We start from the raw sequence: 18,439 nt of genomic DNA, 5'->3' as shown, positions 1-18,439 counted from the left end.
TTGATACATGGTGTTTGCAAGACATAAAAGGGTATTTTTGCTACTATAAAAACAAGTATTAGGGTCCATTATCAAAAGTTGGAGAATCATATGCATACTAGATGGTGACCCCGAAAAAGTACCAAGATGACTTTTCGATTTAGGAAGCATGGTGTGGAGCCAAGATGGGTAAAACACAAGGGTGTAAGACTAAAACAACTTTGAAGGGAGTTTCTTCATGTTAAATAAGAAGACAATGAAAGATATTGATGTAAAAGGTAAACGCGTTTTTGTACGTGTTGATTTTAATGTTCCAATGGCGGATGGGGCCATTACAGATGAAACACGTATTCGAGCAGCTATTCCAACAATTGAATATTTAGTAGAGCAAGGGGCAAAAGTCATTTTAGCTTCTCATTTAGGTCGTCCAAAAGGTGAAGTAAAAGAGGACATGCGTCTAACAGCAGTTGGTATTCGCTTAGCGGAGCTAATGAGCAAACCAGTTACGAAGCTAGATGAATCCATTGGGCTAGCAGTGGAAGAAGCTGTTGCGAGCATGCAGAATGGAGACATTTTACTTCTTGAAAACGTTCGTTTCCATGCAGGCGAAGAAAAAAATGATCCAGCTTTAGCACAGCAATTTTCTCAGCTAGCAGATATTTATGTCAATGATGCTTTCGGTGCAGCTCACCGTGCACATGCTTCTACAGAAGGAATCGCCAAGCATATTCCTGCAGTATCAGGTTTCCTTATGCAAACGGAATTAGATGTACTTGGTAAAGCGCTATCGAATCCTGAACATCCATTTACAGCGATTATCGGTGGTGCCAAAGTTAAAGATAAAATTGGTGTAATTGAAAGTTTATTAGAAAAAGTAGACCACTTAATTATTGGTGGTGGATTATCATTCACGTTCATTAAGGCACAAGGCTACGATATTGGGAAATCTTTATTAGAAGAAGATAAAATTGAGCTAGCAAAATCATTTATTGAAAAAGCGAAAGCAAAAGGCGTGCAATTACATATGCCAATTGATGCGGTAGTGGCTAATGAATTTTCACAAGATGCGGAAACAAAAGTTGTGGATGTAGACGGTATACCTGCCGATTGGATGGGACTAGACATTGGGCCAAAAACAGCTGCTCACTATGCAGAGGTCATTAAAAATTCTAAATTAATCATTTGGAATGGACCAATGGGTGTCTTTGAAATGGATAAATTTGCGAATGGTACAAAAACAGTGGCTGACGCAATGGCAACTACATCCGGTTATACAGTAATCGGTGGTGGTGACTCTGCGGCGGCAGTTGAAAAGTTTGAAGTAGCTAATAAAATGGATCACATTTCTACAGGTGGCGGTGCTTCACTAGAGCTAATGGAAGGTAAAGAGCTTCCAGGAATTGTTGCACTAAACGATAAATAAGCCAAATAAAAAATCGGAGGCAAGACGATGCGTAAACCAATTATTGCAGGTAACTGGAAAATGTTTAAGACATTTGAAGAAGCTATACAATTTGTAGATGCCGTACAGGATAAACTTCCTTCTAATGAGAAAGTAGACGCTGTAATTTGCGCACCAGCACTTTACCTACCTACACTTGTGCAAGTTGCTAGTGAATCGGAGCTAGCTATTGGTGCCCAAACGATGCACTATGAAAATGAAGGGGCCTTTACTGGTGAAATTAGTCCTGCACAGCTAGCAAGTGTGGACGTGGACTATGTCATATTAGGACACTCAGAACGTCGCGAGTACTACAATGAAACAGATGAAGCTATTAATAAAAAAGTAGCAGCAGCGCTTGCACATAATATTGTACCGATTATTTGCTGTGGTGAAACGCTAGAGGAACGAGAATCGGGAACAACAGAACAAAAGGTTGCGGGCCAAATTAAAGCGGCACTTGCTGGATTTGAAGCGCAGCAAGTAGAGCACATGGTCATTGCCTATGAACCAATTTGGGCAATCGGTACAGGTAAAACGGCTACTGCCGATGATGCCAATCAAGTTTGCGGAGCGATTCGTTCGGTCGTTGAGGAATTATTTGATGTTGAAACGGCTAATGCAGTTCGCATCCAATATGGTGGCAGCGTTAAGCCTGACAACATTCATGAGCTTTTAACAAAAGAGCATATTGATGGAGCATTAGTTGGTGGAGCAAGCTTACAACCAGAAACTTATTTAACATTATTGGAGGCGGCAGCAAATGCCTAAAAAGCCAGTAGCATTAATTATATTAGATGGCTTTGCATTTCGTGATGAAGCATTCGGAAATGCAGTAGCACAGGCTAATAAGCCAAATTTTGATCGATATTGGAGCCAATTCCCACACGCTACATTAACAGCATCTGGAGAGGCCGTTGGGCTACCAGAAGGACAAATGGGTAATTCCGAGGTGGGTCATTTAAACATTGGTGCTGGTCGTATTGTTTATCAAAGCTTAACGCGCTTAAATAAATCGATACGTGAAGGGGACTTCTTTACAAATCAAGCATTTTTAGATGCTGTGGCACATGTGAAAGCACATAATTCTAAGCTGCATATTATGGGGCTTTTATCAGATGGTGGTGTTCATAGTCATTATGAGCACATGTTTGCTCTATTAAAGCTTGCAAAACAGCAAGATTTAACGGACGTTTTCGTTCATGGCTTCTTAGATGGTCGAGATGTTGGGCCTACAACAGCTTTAGCCTATATTGAAGAAACAGAAAAACAAATGACTGAAATGGGAGTAGGTCAATTTGCATCTATTCACGGTCGTTACTATGCAATGGACCGCGATAAGCGATGGGATCGTGTCGCGCTTACTTATAATGTACTAGTAGATGGCGTTGGTCAAACAGCGGAAAGTGCAAAAAGTGGTGTAGCAGCATCCTATGAGCGTGAAGTGACAGATGAATTTGTCATTCCATTTAGCATTCAAGAGCATGGAGAGCCAGTGGCAACGATTAGTGATAACGATGCAGTTATTTTCTTTAACTTCCGTCCTGACCGTGCTATACAGTTGTCAAAAGTATTCACAAATGAAGGCTTTGATGGTTTTGCAGTATCTGCCAAGCATCCAAAAAACTTAAAATTTGTGTCATTTACTCATTATAGTGATGAAGTTAATGCACAGGTTGCTTATGAAAATGACAACTTGAAAAATACGATCGGTGAAGTGTTAGCGATGAATGGTAAAACACAGCTACGCATTGCCGAAACCGAAAAATATCCACATGTTACTTTCTTTATGAGTGGTGGACGTGAGGAAAAATTCTTAGGTGAAGAACGTATTTTAATCGCATCCCCAAAGGTTGCCACATACGATTTAAAACCTGAAATGTCTGCCTATGAAGTGACAGAAGCCTTACTTGCAGAAATTGAGGCTGAAAAATTTGATGGTATTCTTCTTAACTTTGCCAACCCTGATATGGTAGGTCATAGTGGAATGCTTGAACCAACAATTAAAGCCATTGAAGTAGTGGATGAATGCTTAGGGAAAGTAGTAGATGCGCTTCTTGCAAAAGGTGGTGCAGCTATTATTACAGCTGACCATGGGAACTCTGATGAAGTGATAACACTAGCAGGGGAGCCTATGACAGCTCATACAACAAATCCTGTTCCAGTAATTGTGACAAAAACAAATGTTGTTTTAAGAAATGGTGGTATTTTAGCCGATTTGGCTCCAACCATGTTAGAATTATTACAGGTGTCACAGCCTACTGAAATGACAGGTCAATCATTAATTGAAAAAGAGGAGAATTAATTATGCCATTTATTACACAAGTTTATGCTCGCGAAGTTTTAGATTCACGTGGGAACCCAACAGTAGAGGTTGAAGTATTTACAGAGTCGGGCGCTTTCGGACGCTCAATCGTACCATCAGGTGCATCAACAGGTGAATACGAAGCTGTAGAATTACGCGATGGTGACAACTCTCGTTACCTAGGCAAAGGTGTATTAAAAGCAGTTGAAAATGTTAACACAATTATTGCACAAGAATTAGAAGGTAACTATTCTGTTCTTGACCAAGTTGTTATTGACAAAGCTTTAATGGAGCTAGATGGCACAGAAAATAAAGGCAAGCTAGGTGCTAACGCAATTCTAGGTGTATCCATGGCAGTTGCACATGCTGCGGCAGATTATTTAGATGTACCTCTTTATCAATATCTTGGTGGGTTTAATTCTAAACAATTACCGGTACCAATGATGAACATTTTAAATGGTGGAGCACACGCAGATAACAATGTAGATATTCAAGAATTTATGGTTATGCCTGTCGGTGCAGAATCTTTCCGCCATGCACTACGTATTGGTGCTGAAATTTTCCACCACCTGAAGGCAGTACTAAAAGCTAAAGGCTATAATACAGCAGTAGGTGACGAAGGTGGTTTCGCACCAAACCTTGGCTCTAACGAAGAAGCGATTACAGTCATTTTAGAAGCGATTGAAAAAGCAGGCTACAAACCAGGTGAAGAAGTGAAGCTTGCAATGGATGTAGCTTCATCAGAGCTTTTCAATAAAGAAGATGGTAAATACCACTTAGATGGTGAAGGTGTTGTCAAAACTTCAGAAGAGATGGTTGATTGGTACGAAGAGTTAACAAACAAATACCCAATCATTTCAATTGAAGACGGCTTAGATGAAAATGACTGGGCTGGACACAAGCTATTAACTGAACGTATTGGTAGTCGTGTTCAATTAGTAGGTGATGACCTATTTGTTACAAATACAAAAAAATTATCTGCAGGCATTGAGCAAGGAGTAGGAAATTCAATCCTTATCAAAGTGAACCAAATCGGTACATTAACAGAAACATTTGAAGCGATCGAAATGGCAAAACGTGCAGGCTACACAGCAGTTATCTCTCACCGCTCTGGTGAATCAGAGGATGCAACAATTGCTGATATCGCCGTAGCAACAAATGCAGGCCAAATTAAAACGGGTGCGCCATCACGTACAGACCGTGTAGCTAAATACAACCAACTTCTTCGCATCGAAGATCAACTTGGTTCAACAGCTGAGTACCTTGGTTTAAAATCATTCTATAACTTAAAATAAGCGACTGATATGTATATCGTCCCAAAAGTTAAACATACTTTTGGGGCGATTTTTTTATGGATGTAATGATTGGGATGGATGTGTTCATGAAAAATGAACAAAGCATCCATCGTTTAATATGATTATAATAATATGTATGAAAGAAAGTTATGAAAGGGAAAATACTATGGAGAAAAATATGGAAGTATTTGCTGGAACAGATCGTCTTCATTTAAGAAAATTTCAGACGGATGATATTGAGAGCTTTTATGCATATCGAGCTGATCCTGAAATTGCTAAATATCAATCGTGGGAGAATTATCAGTATCACGAAGCAAAAACGTTCGTGCATCACCAAATAAACCATGTTCCTCATCAGCCCATGGTACCAATTCGCCATTGCTTTGAAGGAAACGAATGAGCTTATTGGAGATTGCGCACTTCACACGCCTTTAAGTGAACCACGCATTGTAGAAATTGGATTTACCCTTTCTCCGAAACATCAAGGGAAGGGATATGCAAAGGAAGCGGTTTGCGCGTTAATAAATTATCTTTCCCACTCATTCAAGAAACATAAAGTCATTGCTTTTGCGGATGTAAGAAATAACAAATCTATTGCCGTACTTGAACGTGTAGGGATGAGACGTGAAGGTCATTTCTTACAAAACTATATGTCAAAAGGGCAATGGGTGGATGAATATCAATATTCTATTTTAGCGTCTGAATGGGAGAGCAGTAAATTTGACAGTAAGCTCCAGACGAAAGGAGAGCAGAGTGACAATGTACATTCTTGAAACAGAACGACTTATACTGCGCTTACAAACAACGGATGATGCGCCATTTATTCTTGAGCTAGTGAATGATCCCTCATGGATACAATTTATCGGTGACCGCGGTGTGAAGACCGTAGAGGAGGCGGCTAATTATATAGAAAATGGTGCAATACGTATGTATGAGCAATTCGGATTCTGCCTATATGTAGTGGAAAAAAAGGAAGATCAAACCCCGATTGGAATATGCGGTTTCGTCAAAAGGGATACTTTAGAGGATGTAGATATTGGATTCGCGTTTCTCCCTAATTATTGGGGAAAGGGATACGCCTATGAAGCAGCATCAGCCGTTTTAGCCTATGGTCTAGATACACTAGGATTTAATCGAATTGTGGCTATTACTACCCAAGATAATCATGCGTCAGCTAAGTTACTCGAAAGAATTGGCTTGCAGTTTGAAAGGGTCATCCAATTTTCCAATGATTCTGAGGAACTTAGACTTTTCTCATTTAATGAAGAGGAAAGTTAATGAACATAAAAAAGGTCAGTCTGTAGTGAGCTAACACTTCAGACTGACTCTCCACTTACTATTAAATTATTACTGTGCCCAGTATTTATCCATATTCTGGTCTAAATAAACCCAGCCCTTCCAGCCAATATGAATCGTATCCATTATAAAATAAGGATCGTACTCATGGTCTGTAAAATCAACATAGTCGACATTGGCATCCTTTAATAGTTGTGCCATCTTCTCATAATATTGTTGACGACGTTCTTTAGGATAGCCATTATAATCATACCAATAGCCGTTAACGGGAATAGAGACGAATAATGGCTTAGCACCAGCATCCTTTAACACATCCATAACTAACTGAAAATCCTTGTACTCAGGAGATTCCGTATAATCTTCATGCTTGCGCATATTCTTAAACTTTGAAAAATTAGCGTTAACCAGTCGCTTGTAAGCTCTATTTTCAATCATATATTCATTGGAGACACGTTTCTCCCCATAGGCTTCAGCATGCTTTATTTGCTGTTCAAAGCTTTGGTCCGCAACGAGCTTATCATTATTTTTTAATGAATGCCCCTTGCGAGGGAATAGCGAATAGTAGAGATCCTTTTTTTCTAGTAATTCCTTGTGAAAGCGGCCCGCTACCATAGCCATACGTCCTGTAACAGGATGTTTTTTGCCATTAGACATTTGATATTGATACATCGTTTTTAAGAGACGATCTCGCTCAACAGTATCAAATTCTAACAGGCGTTCCATAGCCTGTTTACGGAGATTAGCATCCATGTCACGATTAAACGCTAAGTCATAGGCATGTAACATAGAATAATTCGGTGAAAAATGGAATTCACCCATGCCTTTTTCCGTAAACCATTGGGGTGAAATAATAAAGACTAATTTTTTGCCCTCTAAATTTTTCTCTTGCGCCGCAAAATTTAAGAAATGCGTAATGGACTGCATCCCACCACGACCAATCATAAATGTCGTATACGGGGCATCTGTTGCTCGGGCATAATTATAAGGGTGAAACGGGTCAAATCGATTTAATTCAGAGGAACCGTATAAAGGCATGGAAGTAGGTTCCTGTAACATTCGCTCCTGTAAATACGTGCCTTGAAAAACGAGTGGAGACATATTTGTTTTGGCTTGCTCCACATCATCTTCTGATATCCATGCTTTGATCCAAGAATTTGGAAAGAAGACAAAGCCGGAAAACAGGGCTAAGGCAATAAATAGTGATAGAAAGCCTTTTTTTATCATTGTCTTTCAGCTAATTTCCCTGCAATACGATTCGGCGTGTTCCATTCTTCACGATTAAAATCAGTAATAGGTACAGAAATATTAAAGCGATTTTCAATTTCTACCAATAAATTAATGGTACCAAAAGAATCGAGAAGACCTTCCTCGAATAGATCGATATCTGGGTTTTCTACAATAATTTCATCTTCACATAACTCCACTAGCATTTCTAAAACTTGTTGTTTATCCATTAATAATTCTCCTTTATTGAACAGGCTTTATTTGTAGAAAGCCTTTAGTTAAAATAATTTTCCTGAAAAGATATAGAAGCCAAAACATACGGCATTGAACGTGATAAATACACCAATGGCATGCGTCCATTTATTTTTTGGCCAAAGCTTATGCTTTTTATTCCAGCGTTCGAATTTATCGAAGCTAATAATTAATAAGGCATGATAGAGGCCGTAAACGACAAAATGCCATTCGAGGCCATGCCAAATGCCCATTAAAAAGAAGAGTAAAAAGAACCCTATATATGAAATGGCGAATTTATTTTTCAGCCATTTTTTCTTCGTCATCCAAAGGACAAAGCGCATATAAACATAATCTCTAAACCAGAAGGAAAGACTCATATGCCAACGATTCCAAAAGTCTTTAATATTGCGACTGGCAAATGGACGGTTAAAGTTAATAGGTGTTTGAATGCCCATTATTCGGCTTACACCTACTGCGAATGCACTATAGCCTGCAAAGTCAAAGAATAAGTAAAAGCTATACATATACATATACGCCAGCTGTCCTTGGAAAGGTGTCAAATAGTTATACGTATGGTTTGGCAAATAAATAAGTGTGTAGTTGTAGATTAAATAAGCCAATATAAATTTATATAAAAAGCCCACAAAGATATAGTTAATGCCACTTAGTAACAGCTTTTGATAGTCTTCCGAAGAGGGAACCGAATGAAAATCCTTCGTAAAACGGCGCCAACGATCGATAGGACCCGACGATACTGTAGGAAAGAACAGTAAAAAATAGGCCAGTTCGACGATAGAGACTTTTTCCTTCATTAAGCCGTCGCGTGTTTCTAAAATCATTTGCACCGCTTTAAATGTAATGTAGGACACACCTAGGAAGCCGAATAAATGATGTAGACCAAGGATAGGCAAAATCTTCACTAGCACAAGCGGCAAAATCGACAGGAGCACAGCCATGACAAAAACAGGTCCATTATTTTGCTGTTGTCGATAGCGTTGATAGGTCGTAATAAGGACTATTTGAAAGACCGTAAACAATATTAACGAAATGGATCCGTTCAATGAGTGTCCAAAGATAAGGGCTAAAACAATCAACGAAACTAATAAATTATAATGCTTCGCAGACTTGCCACGTAAACCTAATAGAATGGTAGGTAGCAATAATAGTCCAATAATGAGAAAGAATGCTATATTTCCATAAGGCGTCATACTGTTTCCATAACCGCCAATCCTTTACGATCGACTTTACCATTTGGATTTAGCGGTAAAGCGTCCATATATTTAAACGTTCTAGGTATCATATAGGCAGGTAAATACTCCGATAATAGGGTCTTCAGCTGCTTCGTCATTTTAAAAGCAGAGTCCGCTAAAGGCTCACGTAAAACGATATGAGCATTTAGAGAAACAATTTCTTTATCTTTGTAGACAGGAACTACTACACAGCTTGAAACAGGTGGTAGGTTACTAATTTGTTTCTCAATCTCCTCGATCTCTAAGCGATAACCATGTAGTTTTACTTGGAAATCCTTGCGACCTAAAAAGAACAAATACCCATCTTGCTCATAGCCCATATCTCCGGATTGATAGATGCGATGACCAGCTACAGTTGGAAAGGCTTTAGCTGTTAACTCGGGTGCTCCTAAATAACCTGCACTGACAGTTGGCCCCGAAATAACAATTTCTCCATCATCTAATAAAGAAACATTTGGCTCAGAAATAGGAGCAATCGGTAATTGCTCAAATTGTTCTATTAATGCTTTCGTTACCTTTACATAGGATACAGCGACAGTCGTTTCAGTAGGTCCATATAAATTATAGATTGTGGCCTGTGGAAAACGTTGCATGAGCTCTTTAATGACAGGTACTGGTAAAACTTCACCGCAGAATAAAAAGGTATCTAATGCAGGCATGAGCTTTTGCTCCCATTCCTTGTTCATTAAGCACATCTTGGCAAAGGAAGGGGTAGACGTCCAAACACGAGTATTGGACAACGCTAATGAGTCAAATAAAGCTCGAGGGTTGGCAATTTCTTGTTGTGTAATTGCGTAAAGCGTATGCCCTCCTACAAGAGCTGGATAGAGATCCATGACGGATAAGTCAAAAGAATAGGGAGCTTGATTTAAAAATACGCCTGATTCCTGTATTGGAAAATGCTCCTGCATCCAAGTAACGAAATGAGCTAAATTATTGGCAGTTATTTGGACGCCCTTTGGCTGTCCAGTCGAGCCAGAAGTGTAAATGATATAATGAATCTCCTCCTGCTGCACCCAGCTTGTTGATGCTGGACTGTCTTGGAGGGAGGGTGAGTCTAACACATCACTCACTGTTACTACAGGTATGTTTGTTAGCATCTGTAATGGTTCTGTAGTGAATACTAGACAAGCTTTCGATGCCTCTAAAATTAACTGTAATCTTTCAGACGGTGTTGACGAGTCAACGGGTACATATGGGTGTCCCGCCTTTACTGCACCCAAAAAGGCAACAATCTGTAAAGGGGACATATGTCCATAAACGACAATGGGCTGCTGTCTCTGCAAATGATGTGCCATGATATAATCGGCTAGACAATCCGAATAATGCCAAAGCTCACCATATGTTAAGGAGGCATTGTAGGTTTGATAAGCAGTTTTTTGTGGCTGTTGGATGGCCACACGTTCAATAGCTGCTAAAATACTTAACATCAGTAAAACTCCTTTATTTAAAATTCCGTATATATAAATGGTCCAGCGTTCATATCATGAAAGCCATGTATTAGAAACAACAGCACCAAAACGATCAAATAAAATAACGTGAATCCGATAAAGCGTAGATACTCATTATTTTTGATGGATTCCATTTGTCCACCTCCAATGAAAAAAGTATAGGATTAAACTTTCAAAAAATACTAATTTACTAGTTAAAAATCCTTACCTTATGTTTTTAACACTGATTTGACGGAATGTGGAGAAAAATGTTGCTGGATTAAGGTGAATTCATTAAATCATAAGATTAATTTAAGGTAAATTTAAGGTTCTGGGGGAATGTACAAGAGTTACAAACTGTTTGATGGCTATTTTTATGTAAAAAGGGCACGAACATAAGGGAATAATCTCAACTTATGTTCGTGCCCTTATTTTTATTTCACGGCATCTATAACTTTTTTAGAAACATAAAATTCAGAGCCATTGTAAACATTAATGGTATTGAATGTGTGGGTTTTTTCTGTGTTCGTTGAAGTTTGTTCATAAATCATTGTGTTTTTATTAACAGGAATTTTCACTGTTACATCCGCCTTTTGAGCAACGAAAGTTGGGTTTTCTTTATCGGATAGATCTATTTTTGTTGTAAAGCCTTTCTCTGTAAATGCCTTTGTCGCAGGCACATACAAATCATCTGTCAGTGACTTAAGGTCGAAGCCCATAAATTGTGCCATTGAATGAGCTAAATCCGTGTTTTCAACTAGTCCAGTTAATTTAGAAGGGCCAAATGAATAAAGAAAGACATCTTCACCCGTATGACCACCCGTCGTATAACCAATGTTCGCACGTTTTGCAAGCATTTTTACCATTTCACTACCGACATCTTTCACTGATTTTAATGTAGAAAGCTCGTCCTTCGTTAATGGATCTAATCCATACAGAGCAGAAACCTCCACTATGTTGGAACGGTCTTCTTTTAGTTGGCTTAAAGCTCCTTCTACGGTCATGGAAGCTTTTTTTAATGGATCAATATAAGCTGAAACAGGAATGCTTGAATAGGTACTAGTAGTATTGGCGTTCCCCATCGTAATTCCGCTATTTCCATGGTCTGTGACTGCGATGACTAATGTATTCCCATCTTCCTTCGCGAAATCAATGGCTTCTTTTACGGCATCATCAAACGACAAAATATCGCTTATTATACCGATTGTGTCATTGGCATGTGCAGCCCAGTCTACCTTACTACCTTCAACAAAAAGGAAGAAGCCATCCTTATCCTTTTTAAGCGTGTTGATTGCTTTATTCGTCATTTCAGCAAGTGTAGGCTCAGATTCCCTAGTTTTGGCACGATCTAAATCATACGCCAAGGCACTTGGTGCAAAGCTTCCCCAAATTTTTGATGAGGGACTATTTAATAACTCATCACGAGTATGCACTAAATCATATTGATTATTTTTCAATACTTTAATTAAATCCTCGCCGTCCTTGCGGGCATTTTTAGATGTACCTGGTGTAAGTGATTCTAAACCTCCACCTAAGACAACGTCAATATTTTGATAAACCTGCTGTTCAGCAATATCTCCATATTGGCTCCTATTGTTAGCATGTACTGAGAAACCGGCAGGCGTCGCATGTTGAATTTCAGAGGTAGAAATCAAGCCAGTAGCTTTCCCTTGCTGTTTAGCACCTTCTAATACATTGGCTACAGGTCTAAAGGCATCCTTCTTATCTATTTGCGCTAATCCAGGTGAATTAATCTCAGATGGGAGAACCCCTACATATTTATCATTCGATTTATGTCCCGTCGCTAACGCAGTAGCGGCAGGGGCAGAGTCTGTAATGGCAGATTCAGCAGAATATGTGCGCATCGCACCCGATAAAATTTCATCCATTGCTAAACTTTCCCCTTTATACCAACGGGAAAGTGTTACAGCATTATTACTGCTCCCATCCATCACCAGCATAATGACATTTGTTGGTTTTTTTACTTCAGCTGCTTGTACATCTTGCTGTGGAATACTAACTGCGGATAAAGTCACTGCACTTGCTAATAGTAATGAAGCCCATTTTTTTGCGTATTTCATGATTTTCCTCCTTTAGGTGAATGATCAACTGTAAGTGTAAAGGAAGGGTGTAAAGCTACCGTTAAAAACTTGTTAATAAAATATGGTAATACTGTAAATGTGAAGAGATAGTGCTGTGGTTGGCCAACTGAAGGAGAGGGAGATAGAATCTGTGTGGAATCCGCACACAGATTCAATGTAGGATTACAAATTTTGTTGATGCTTGGAACCGTCAAGCGTTTCGTAATACAAAATACCATCTTGAATGTTCAAGTTCAGTACCTCGTCTTCGAATAATACCTCCTCGGAACCGTCCTGGACATTTATTTTTGTTAAATAGCCTGCATTATCATAGTCACTACAATAAATAGATTGTTGGTCAGTCACTAAATAATAGCAGGCAGTTGCAGTAATTTGCTTATTTTCATTTGTCGTTAAGTCATAGGAATAAACTGTACTATCGCTCATGCTGTTATAATAGATTACACTATCTACTGTATTGGCATACCACATATCATGCATAAAATCATATTCGTTACTAGTAGCGGCAAAATAGTTTTCATTGGCCCATAAATGATCTTGGCTTAGTTTTTCATCATTGACCAAAAAATATTCGTAGGAAATTGTAAAAGGCTCGGTAGGGGCAACGTCATTCCAAGTTGTATCAAGATGATACCAATTGCCATTAACCTGGACTAGATTCCAGGCGTGTAGCTGATCTTCACTATAGCCATAGACGTATTTCGCATCGAGATCAGATGGTACTAATAGACGGTAAGTAAGTAAAGCATAAGCCTGACATACTGCAGTTTCTTCATTAATTAATTCGAAAACGGATTGACCTTCAGTAGAGCCCTGTTCCGTATATGTGGCTAGCTGGACAACATAATCATTAATGACTTTCGCACGATCAAAGTCTGTCATGTCTTTGGTAATATATTGATTCACGAACGCCTCCACATATTGGTCTACCTTTTTTTCCTTCTTGTCATCGGTTAAATATTGTATGGACAATTCTACTAAATAGCCATTATCGGTTTCCCAAGCTACCCATTCATAATATAAAAAATAACCAGCTGTATAAGGGTCAACGAAGGTAATCAGGTTATTTAAATCATTGAGCTGTACTTCAAAATCCTCAAAATCCAGCTTCCCTGTATAAGAAACCTCAAAGTGCTCTTCAAATTGAGCAACCTGCTTCTCCACTTTTTTTGCAAATTGTAGTAAAGCCGGATCATCCTTAAATAAAGTGGTTGAAAATAAATCGGTAGGTGAAAATGAGGCAGATAATGCTTTGTTTTCTGGTATTTTTATATCAGTATTTGTTTCATTTGGTTCTTCTGTTAAAGTTGTTGTCATTGTGACATCCTCTTCATCTTGTAGTAGGATGTCGATTGCCTTTGAGCATGCTGTAAAAAAGGGAATGGTGCAGCATAATAAAAGCAGTGCTAATTTTTTGTTCAATACATAAATCCTCCAATAAAATATCATTTTTTCCATTATAATCTAAAATTAGAGGAGGTGTTATCCACAAATAGTCGTATAATCCGGCAAATAGATGTACGTGAAGAGGAAAAATTCCTACTAAACAGAAAGCTAAGTTTGTCACGGCAACCTTTTTTTGTTATAATGTAGTCTGTTGTGATGTTTCAAAGTTCGGGAGGTGCAGTGAATGCATACAGTAGTATTAGTTTCATTAGTTATCGTATCATTAGCGTTGATCGTGGTGGTATTACTTCAATCTAGTAAAAGTGCAGGCTTATCAGGTGCCATCTCGGGTGGAGCTGAGCAACTATTTGGAAAGCAAAAAGCGCGTGGTATGGATTTAATCCTTCACCGTGCAACAATTGTGTTAGCTATACTATTCTTTATTTTAGCAATCGCTATTACAAAAATCTAATAGTTGAAGATATATCGCCTAACCACATTGGTTGGGCGTTTTCTTTTATCATAACCAAATGGAAAATTTTCTCGATGGAGTAAAAATTGAAATGTAACGTTATAGCCAAATGTTGTGCTCGAGGCATCATCGAGAGGGCTATAATGGGTATAGTATATATGAGCGTTTTAGGATGAAGGAGTGCTTACCATGAATAAATCATTATCACAGCCATTTTTCTTTCAAGCAGGACCCCGTGCCGTTTTATTACTACATGGCTTTACAGGTAGCTCGGCAGACGTCCGCATGCTTGGTAGATTTTTAGAGAAAAAAGGGTATACTACTTTAGCACCTCACTATAAAGGTCACGGTGTGGAACCAGAAGAACTAATCACAACAGGTCCAGCAGACTGGTGGCAAGATGTCTTGGCCGCCTATAAACAGTTACAGGATGCTGGCTATGAAGAAATTGCTGTTGCCGGCCTTTCATTAGGTGGTGTGATGGCATTAAACGTTGCCTTAAACAACCCTGTTAAAGGAATTGTTACGATGTGTGCACCTATGACTATGCGTACTACAGACGTCATGTTTGAGGGTGTTTTGAAATATGCTAAAGACTATAAAAAGTTCCAAGGTAAACAGGAGGAACAAATCGAAACAGAAGTAGCACTCATTGCTGAAAAAGGCATGCCGTCTCTCCAAGAGCTACGTGAATTTATTGTACGTACTCGTCAAGAAATCGACATGATTTATGCCCCTATTTTTGTCGTTCAGGCTACAAATGATGAGGTAATAGAGACAGAATCTGCCAACATTATATATAATCAAACTGAGTCACTTGATAAGCATATTAAGTGGTATGAAAACTCAAAACATGTTATTACGTTAGATCAAGAAAAAGATCAATTACATGAAGACATTTATCGCTTTTTAGAAAGCCTAAATTGGGCACAATAAAATTATAAATAGGATTTTCTCATGAAGGAGGGAATATGTATGAAAGACCAAAAAGATACACTACAAAGTCGGTTACTCGTTTTTTTCGGCCAAGATGATTACAAACCATTAACTGTCGGTGAAATCGAGGATGAATTCGGCTTTGAAGATGCGGAAGAATTTAAGGAGCTTGTCAAAACATTAGTTCGTATGGAAGGACAGGGCTTAGTTGTGCGTTCTCGCTCCAATCGTTATGGCCTACCAGAACGTATGAATTTACTAAGAGGTAAATTTATCGGTCACGCGAAGGGCTTCGGCTTTGTAGCACCTGATGTTGAGGGCATGGATGATGTGTTCATCCCACCGCATGAAATTAATGGCGCTATAAATGGAGATATCGTTCTTATTCGTGTGTTAAAAGAATCATTTGGTGATCGCCGTGAGGGGACGGTAACTAAGGTCGTTGAACGTGGTCAAACAAGCTTTGTCGGCACATTCCAAGCTAACCGTGGCTTTGGTTTTGTTGTCTTAGACGATAAAAAGCTGCCAATGGATATCTTTATCGCAAAAGGGGATACATTAGGCGCTGTTGATGGACATAAAGTTGTGGTTGAAGTAGCTACATGGCCTGAAGATTTAAAATCTGCTACAGGCTATATTACAAAAATTTTAGGGCATAAAAATGATCCAGGCGTGGATATTTTATCGATCCTATATAAGCACGATATACCGCCTGAATTCCCAGACGAAGTCATCTCTGCTGCACAACGTGTGCCAGATGATATTACAGAGGCTGATTTAGTAGGTCGTCGTGATTTACGTCATGAAACGATTGTAACCATCGATGGGGCTGACGCAAAGGACTTGGATGACGCAGTAACCGTAACAAAAAATGTGGATGGTACTTATAAGCTTGGCGTACATATCGCAGACGTTAGTTATTATGTAACGCAAGGCTCTGTCATCGATCTTGAAGCCTATGACCGTGCAACAAGTGTTTATTTAACAGATCGTGTTATCCCGATGATTCCGCATCGACTATCAAACGGCATTTGTTCATTAAATCCACAGGTTGACCGTTTAACACTATCCTGTGAAATGATTATCGATGCGAATGGAAATGTTATTTCACATGAAATTTTCCAAAGTGTGATTAAAACGACTGAACGTATGACGTATAATGATGTCTACAAAATTTTAGAGGAGCAAGATGAAGCGTTAATCAAACGCTATGAGCCACTTGTTCCGATGTTTAAAAATATGGCAGAGCTATCTGGCATTTTACGTCGTAAACGTGAATCTCGAGGTGCCATTGACTTTGACTTTAAAGAATCTAAAGTCATCGTGAATGAGGAAGGTTGGCCAGTTGACATTGAGCTACGTGAACGTACAGTAGCGGAGAAGCTAATTGAAGATTTCATGCTAGCTGCCAATGAAACGGTAGCGGAGCACTTCCACTGGATGAATGTACCGTTCCTATACCGTATTCACGAAGATCCAAAACCAGAAAAGCTTCAACGCTTCTTTGAATTTGTTACGAACTTCGGTATTTTAATTAAAGGTACAGGCAATACCGTGCATCCTAAAGCATTACAGGATGTTCTGAAAGCGATTGAAGGTATGCCAGAGGAGCCTGTTATTTCAACGATGCTGCTACGCTCGATGCAACAGGCAAAATATTACCCAGAAAGCCTAGGTCACTTTGGCCTATCAACTGATTTCTATACACACTTCACATCACCAATTCGCCGTTATCCGGACTTAATTGTACACCGATTAATTCGTACGTATTTAATTAATAAGGATACTTCTCGAGAAACGGTCGCACAGTGGGGGATGGCAATGGATGAAATTGCTGACCACACATCCGAGCGTGAACGCCGTGCGGTAGATGCAGAACGTGATACAGATGCTTTGAAAAAGGCACAATATATGTCTGATAAAATTGGCGAAGAATTTGAAGGAATCGTGTCATCCATTACCAACTTCGGTATTTTCGTGGAGTTGCCAAACACGATTGAAGGACTTGTCCATATTAGCAATATGACAGATGATTACTACCGTTTCGATGATCGTCAAATGATCATGATCGGTGAACGTACAAATCGTCAATTCCGTATTGGTGATGAAGTAACAGTCCGTGTTGCCAATGTCATTATTGAGGAGTCATCCATTGACTTTGAAATCGTTGGAATGGTAACTTCATATGGACGAACACGCAAAGCCGCGCCGACTGTTATTCATGCACGTAAAAATTATAACGACAATAAAGGTGAACGCAGTCGCAGAAGCACACGTAGCGACGACGAAAAAGGCGGGCGTGGTGGCAGCCGTAGAAGCAGTCACCAAGAAGAAGAAAGTGGAAGTCGTGGTACTAAACGCGGTGAACGCCGTGAAGGTGACCGTGATCCACGTGGACGTCGCAAAGATGACTCAAGCAGCCCAGGTCCTAAAAAACGCGTGAAACAAAAGCAAAAATTCTATGAAGGCATTGCAAAGAAAAACAAAAAGAAAAAATCAAAACGTAAATAAGCATGTGCGAAAGTGTCCTCAGAAAGGATACTTTCGCTCAAGCTCAACCTTTAAGTAGAGGGTGAATCATATGGCAAAAGGTTCAGGAAAAGTATTAGCACAAAACAAAAAAGCTGGACATGATTACTTTATTGAAGAGACAATCGAAGCAGGCATGGTCCTAACCGGTACAGAAATCAAATCCATTCGTGCAGGAAAGGCCCAACTAAAAGACTCCTACGTCCGAATTACCAATGGCGAAGCATGGATTAGCAATATGCATGTCAGCCCCTTCGATCAAGGTAACCGTTTCAATCACGACCCACTACGCGCCCGCAAATTGCTTCTCCATAAAAAGCAAATCGGCGAGCTAGTTGGTGCCGTTAAACGTGACGGCTACACAATTGTCCCATTGAAAATGTACATCAAGGACGGCTATGCCAAGCTCTTAATCGGCGTCGGCAAAGGGAAAAAAGACTACGATAAACGTAACGACATGCGCAAAAAAGAAGCCAAACGCGAAATGGAACGCACCTTCAAATCCAAAAATCAATATTAATAGATTGGGAGAAAGCTCACTACATGGTTGGTGGGCTTTT

General features: G+C 39.3%; 16 protein-coding genes and 1 pseudogene. 10 read left to right on the top strand and 7 right to left on the bottom strand.

The window, feature by feature from the left end; all coding sequences use genetic code 11:
- The first annotated feature begins 217 nt into the window (after window positions 1-217).
- From MKY88_RS19655 to MKY88_RS19630, 6 genes and pseudogenes are all read left to right on the top strand, one after another.
- Window positions 218-1,402 (top strand): phosphoglycerate kinase, encoded by a 1,185-nt coding sequence (locus tag MKY88_RS19655; RefSeq protein ID WP_258270307.1) that lies wholly within the window; start codon window positions 218-220, stop codon window positions 1,400-1,402.
- A 27-nt stretch (window positions 1,403-1,429) separates the two neighbouring features.
- Complete coding sequence (gene tpiA, locus MKY88_RS19650; RefSeq protein ID WP_340814517.1) at window positions 1,430-2,191, top strand: triose-phosphate isomerase; 762 nt, start codon at window positions 1,430-1,432, stop codon at window positions 2,189-2,191.
- Window positions 2,184-3,725 carry a 2,3-bisphosphoglycerate-independent phosphoglycerate mutase gene (gene gpmI, locus MKY88_RS19645; protein ID WP_340814516.1) on the top strand — a complete coding sequence of 514 codons (1,542 nt, stop codon included), beginning with the start codon at window positions 2,184-2,186 and terminating at the stop codon, window positions 3,723-3,725. The genes tpiA and gpmI overlap by 8 nt, the downstream gene beginning before the upstream one ends.
- A gap of 2 nt (window positions 3,726-3,727) precedes the next feature.
- Window positions 3,728-5,020, top strand: coding sequence for a phosphopyruvate hydratase (gene eno, locus MKY88_RS19640; RefSeq protein ID WP_193833016.1), 1,293 nt, complete (start codon window positions 3,728-3,730; stop codon window positions 5,018-5,020).
- 166 nt (window positions 5,021-5,186) lie between these two features.
- A pseudogene (locus MKY88_RS19635) lies at window positions 5,187-5,793 on the top strand (GNAT family N-acetyltransferase).
- Window positions 5,780-6,298: a GNAT family N-acetyltransferase gene (locus MKY88_RS19630; protein WP_193833757.1), complete on the top strand. Its 519-nt coding sequence runs from the start codon at window positions 5,780-5,782 to the stop codon at window positions 6,296-6,298. The pseudogene MKY88_RS19635 and the gene MKY88_RS19630 overlap by 14 nt, the downstream one beginning before the upstream one ends.
- A 69-nt stretch (window positions 6,299-6,367) precedes the next feature.
- Here the strand turns inward: MKY88_RS19630 and dltD are convergent, their stop codons facing one another.
- The 7 genes from dltD to MKY88_RS19595 form a co-directional block, all read right to left on the bottom strand.
- Complete coding sequence (gene dltD, locus MKY88_RS19625; RefSeq protein WP_340814515.1) at window positions 6,368-7,540, bottom strand: D-alanyl-lipoteichoic acid biosynthesis protein DltD; 1,173 nt, start codon at window positions 7,538-7,540, stop codon at window positions 6,368-6,370.
- Complete coding sequence (gene dltC, locus MKY88_RS19620) at window positions 7,537-7,770, bottom strand: D-alanine--poly(phosphoribitol) ligase subunit 2 (protein ID WP_012292252.1); 234 nt, start codon at window positions 7,768-7,770, stop codon at window positions 7,537-7,539. Before dltC ends, dltD begins: the two co-directional genes overlap by 4 nt.
- A gap of 48 nt (window positions 7,771-7,818) precedes the next feature.
- Entirely contained in the window at window positions 7,819-8,982 is a 1,164-nt protein-coding gene (dltB, locus tag MKY88_RS19615; protein WP_340814511.1) for a D-alanyl-lipoteichoic acid biosynthesis protein DltB, read from the bottom strand.
- Complete coding sequence (dltA, locus tag MKY88_RS19610) at window positions 8,979-10,454, bottom strand: D-alanine--poly(phosphoribitol) ligase subunit DltA (protein WP_340814510.1); 1,476 nt, start codon at window positions 10,452-10,454, stop codon at window positions 8,979-8,981. Before dltA ends, dltB begins: the two co-directional genes overlap by 4 nt.
- Window positions 10,455-10,471: 17 nt before the next feature.
- Window positions 10,472-10,609, bottom strand: coding sequence for a teichoic acid D-Ala incorporation-associated protein DltX (locus MKY88_RS19605; RefSeq protein WP_025116578.1), 138 nt, complete (start codon window positions 10,607-10,609; stop codon window positions 10,472-10,474).
- Window positions 10,610-10,888: 279 nt separating this feature from the next.
- Window positions 10,889-12,535, bottom strand: a complete 1,647-nt coding sequence (locus MKY88_RS19600; RefSeq protein WP_340814509.1) for an alkaline phosphatase — start codon at window positions 12,533-12,535, stop codon at window positions 10,889-10,891.
- A 183-nt stretch (window positions 12,536-12,718) separates the two neighbouring features.
- Complete coding sequence (locus MKY88_RS19595) at window positions 12,719-13,978, bottom strand: DUF5050 domain-containing protein (protein ID WP_340814508.1); 1,260 nt, start codon at window positions 13,976-13,978, stop codon at window positions 12,719-12,721.
- 208 nt (window positions 13,979-14,186) lie between these two features.
- Between MKY88_RS19595 and secG the strand changes: the two genes are divergently transcribed.
- From secG to smpB, 4 genes are all read left to right on the top strand, one after another.
- A complete protein-coding gene (secG, locus tag MKY88_RS19590; RefSeq protein WP_008173196.1) occupies window positions 14,187-14,414 on the top strand; it encodes a preprotein translocase subunit SecG in 228 nt (75 codons plus the stop codon).
- A gap of 189 nt (window positions 14,415-14,603) precedes the next feature.
- Complete coding sequence (locus MKY88_RS19585) at window positions 14,604-15,350, top strand: alpha/beta hydrolase (RefSeq protein ID WP_340814507.1); 747 nt, start codon at window positions 14,604-14,606, stop codon at window positions 15,348-15,350.
- Between the two features lie 39 nt (window positions 15,351-15,389).
- Window positions 15,390-17,861: a ribonuclease R gene (gene rnr, locus MKY88_RS19580; protein WP_340814506.1), complete on the top strand. Its 2,472-nt coding sequence runs from the start codon at window positions 15,390-15,392 to the stop codon at window positions 17,859-17,861.
- Window positions 17,862-17,931: 70 nt separating this feature from the next.
- A complete protein-coding gene (smpB, locus tag MKY88_RS19575; protein WP_025116583.1) occupies window positions 17,932-18,399 on the top strand; it encodes an SsrA-binding protein SmpB in 468 nt (155 codons plus the stop codon).
- The last annotated feature ends 40 nt before the right edge of the window (window positions 18,400-18,439 follow it).

The organism is Lysinibacillus sp. FSL R7-0073, assembly GCF_038009065.1.
Lineage (GTDB): Bacteria > Bacillota > Bacilli > Bacillales_A > Planococcaceae > Lysinibacillus > Lysinibacillus fusiformis.
This window is presented reverse-complemented; position numbering and strand designations above follow the sequence as displayed.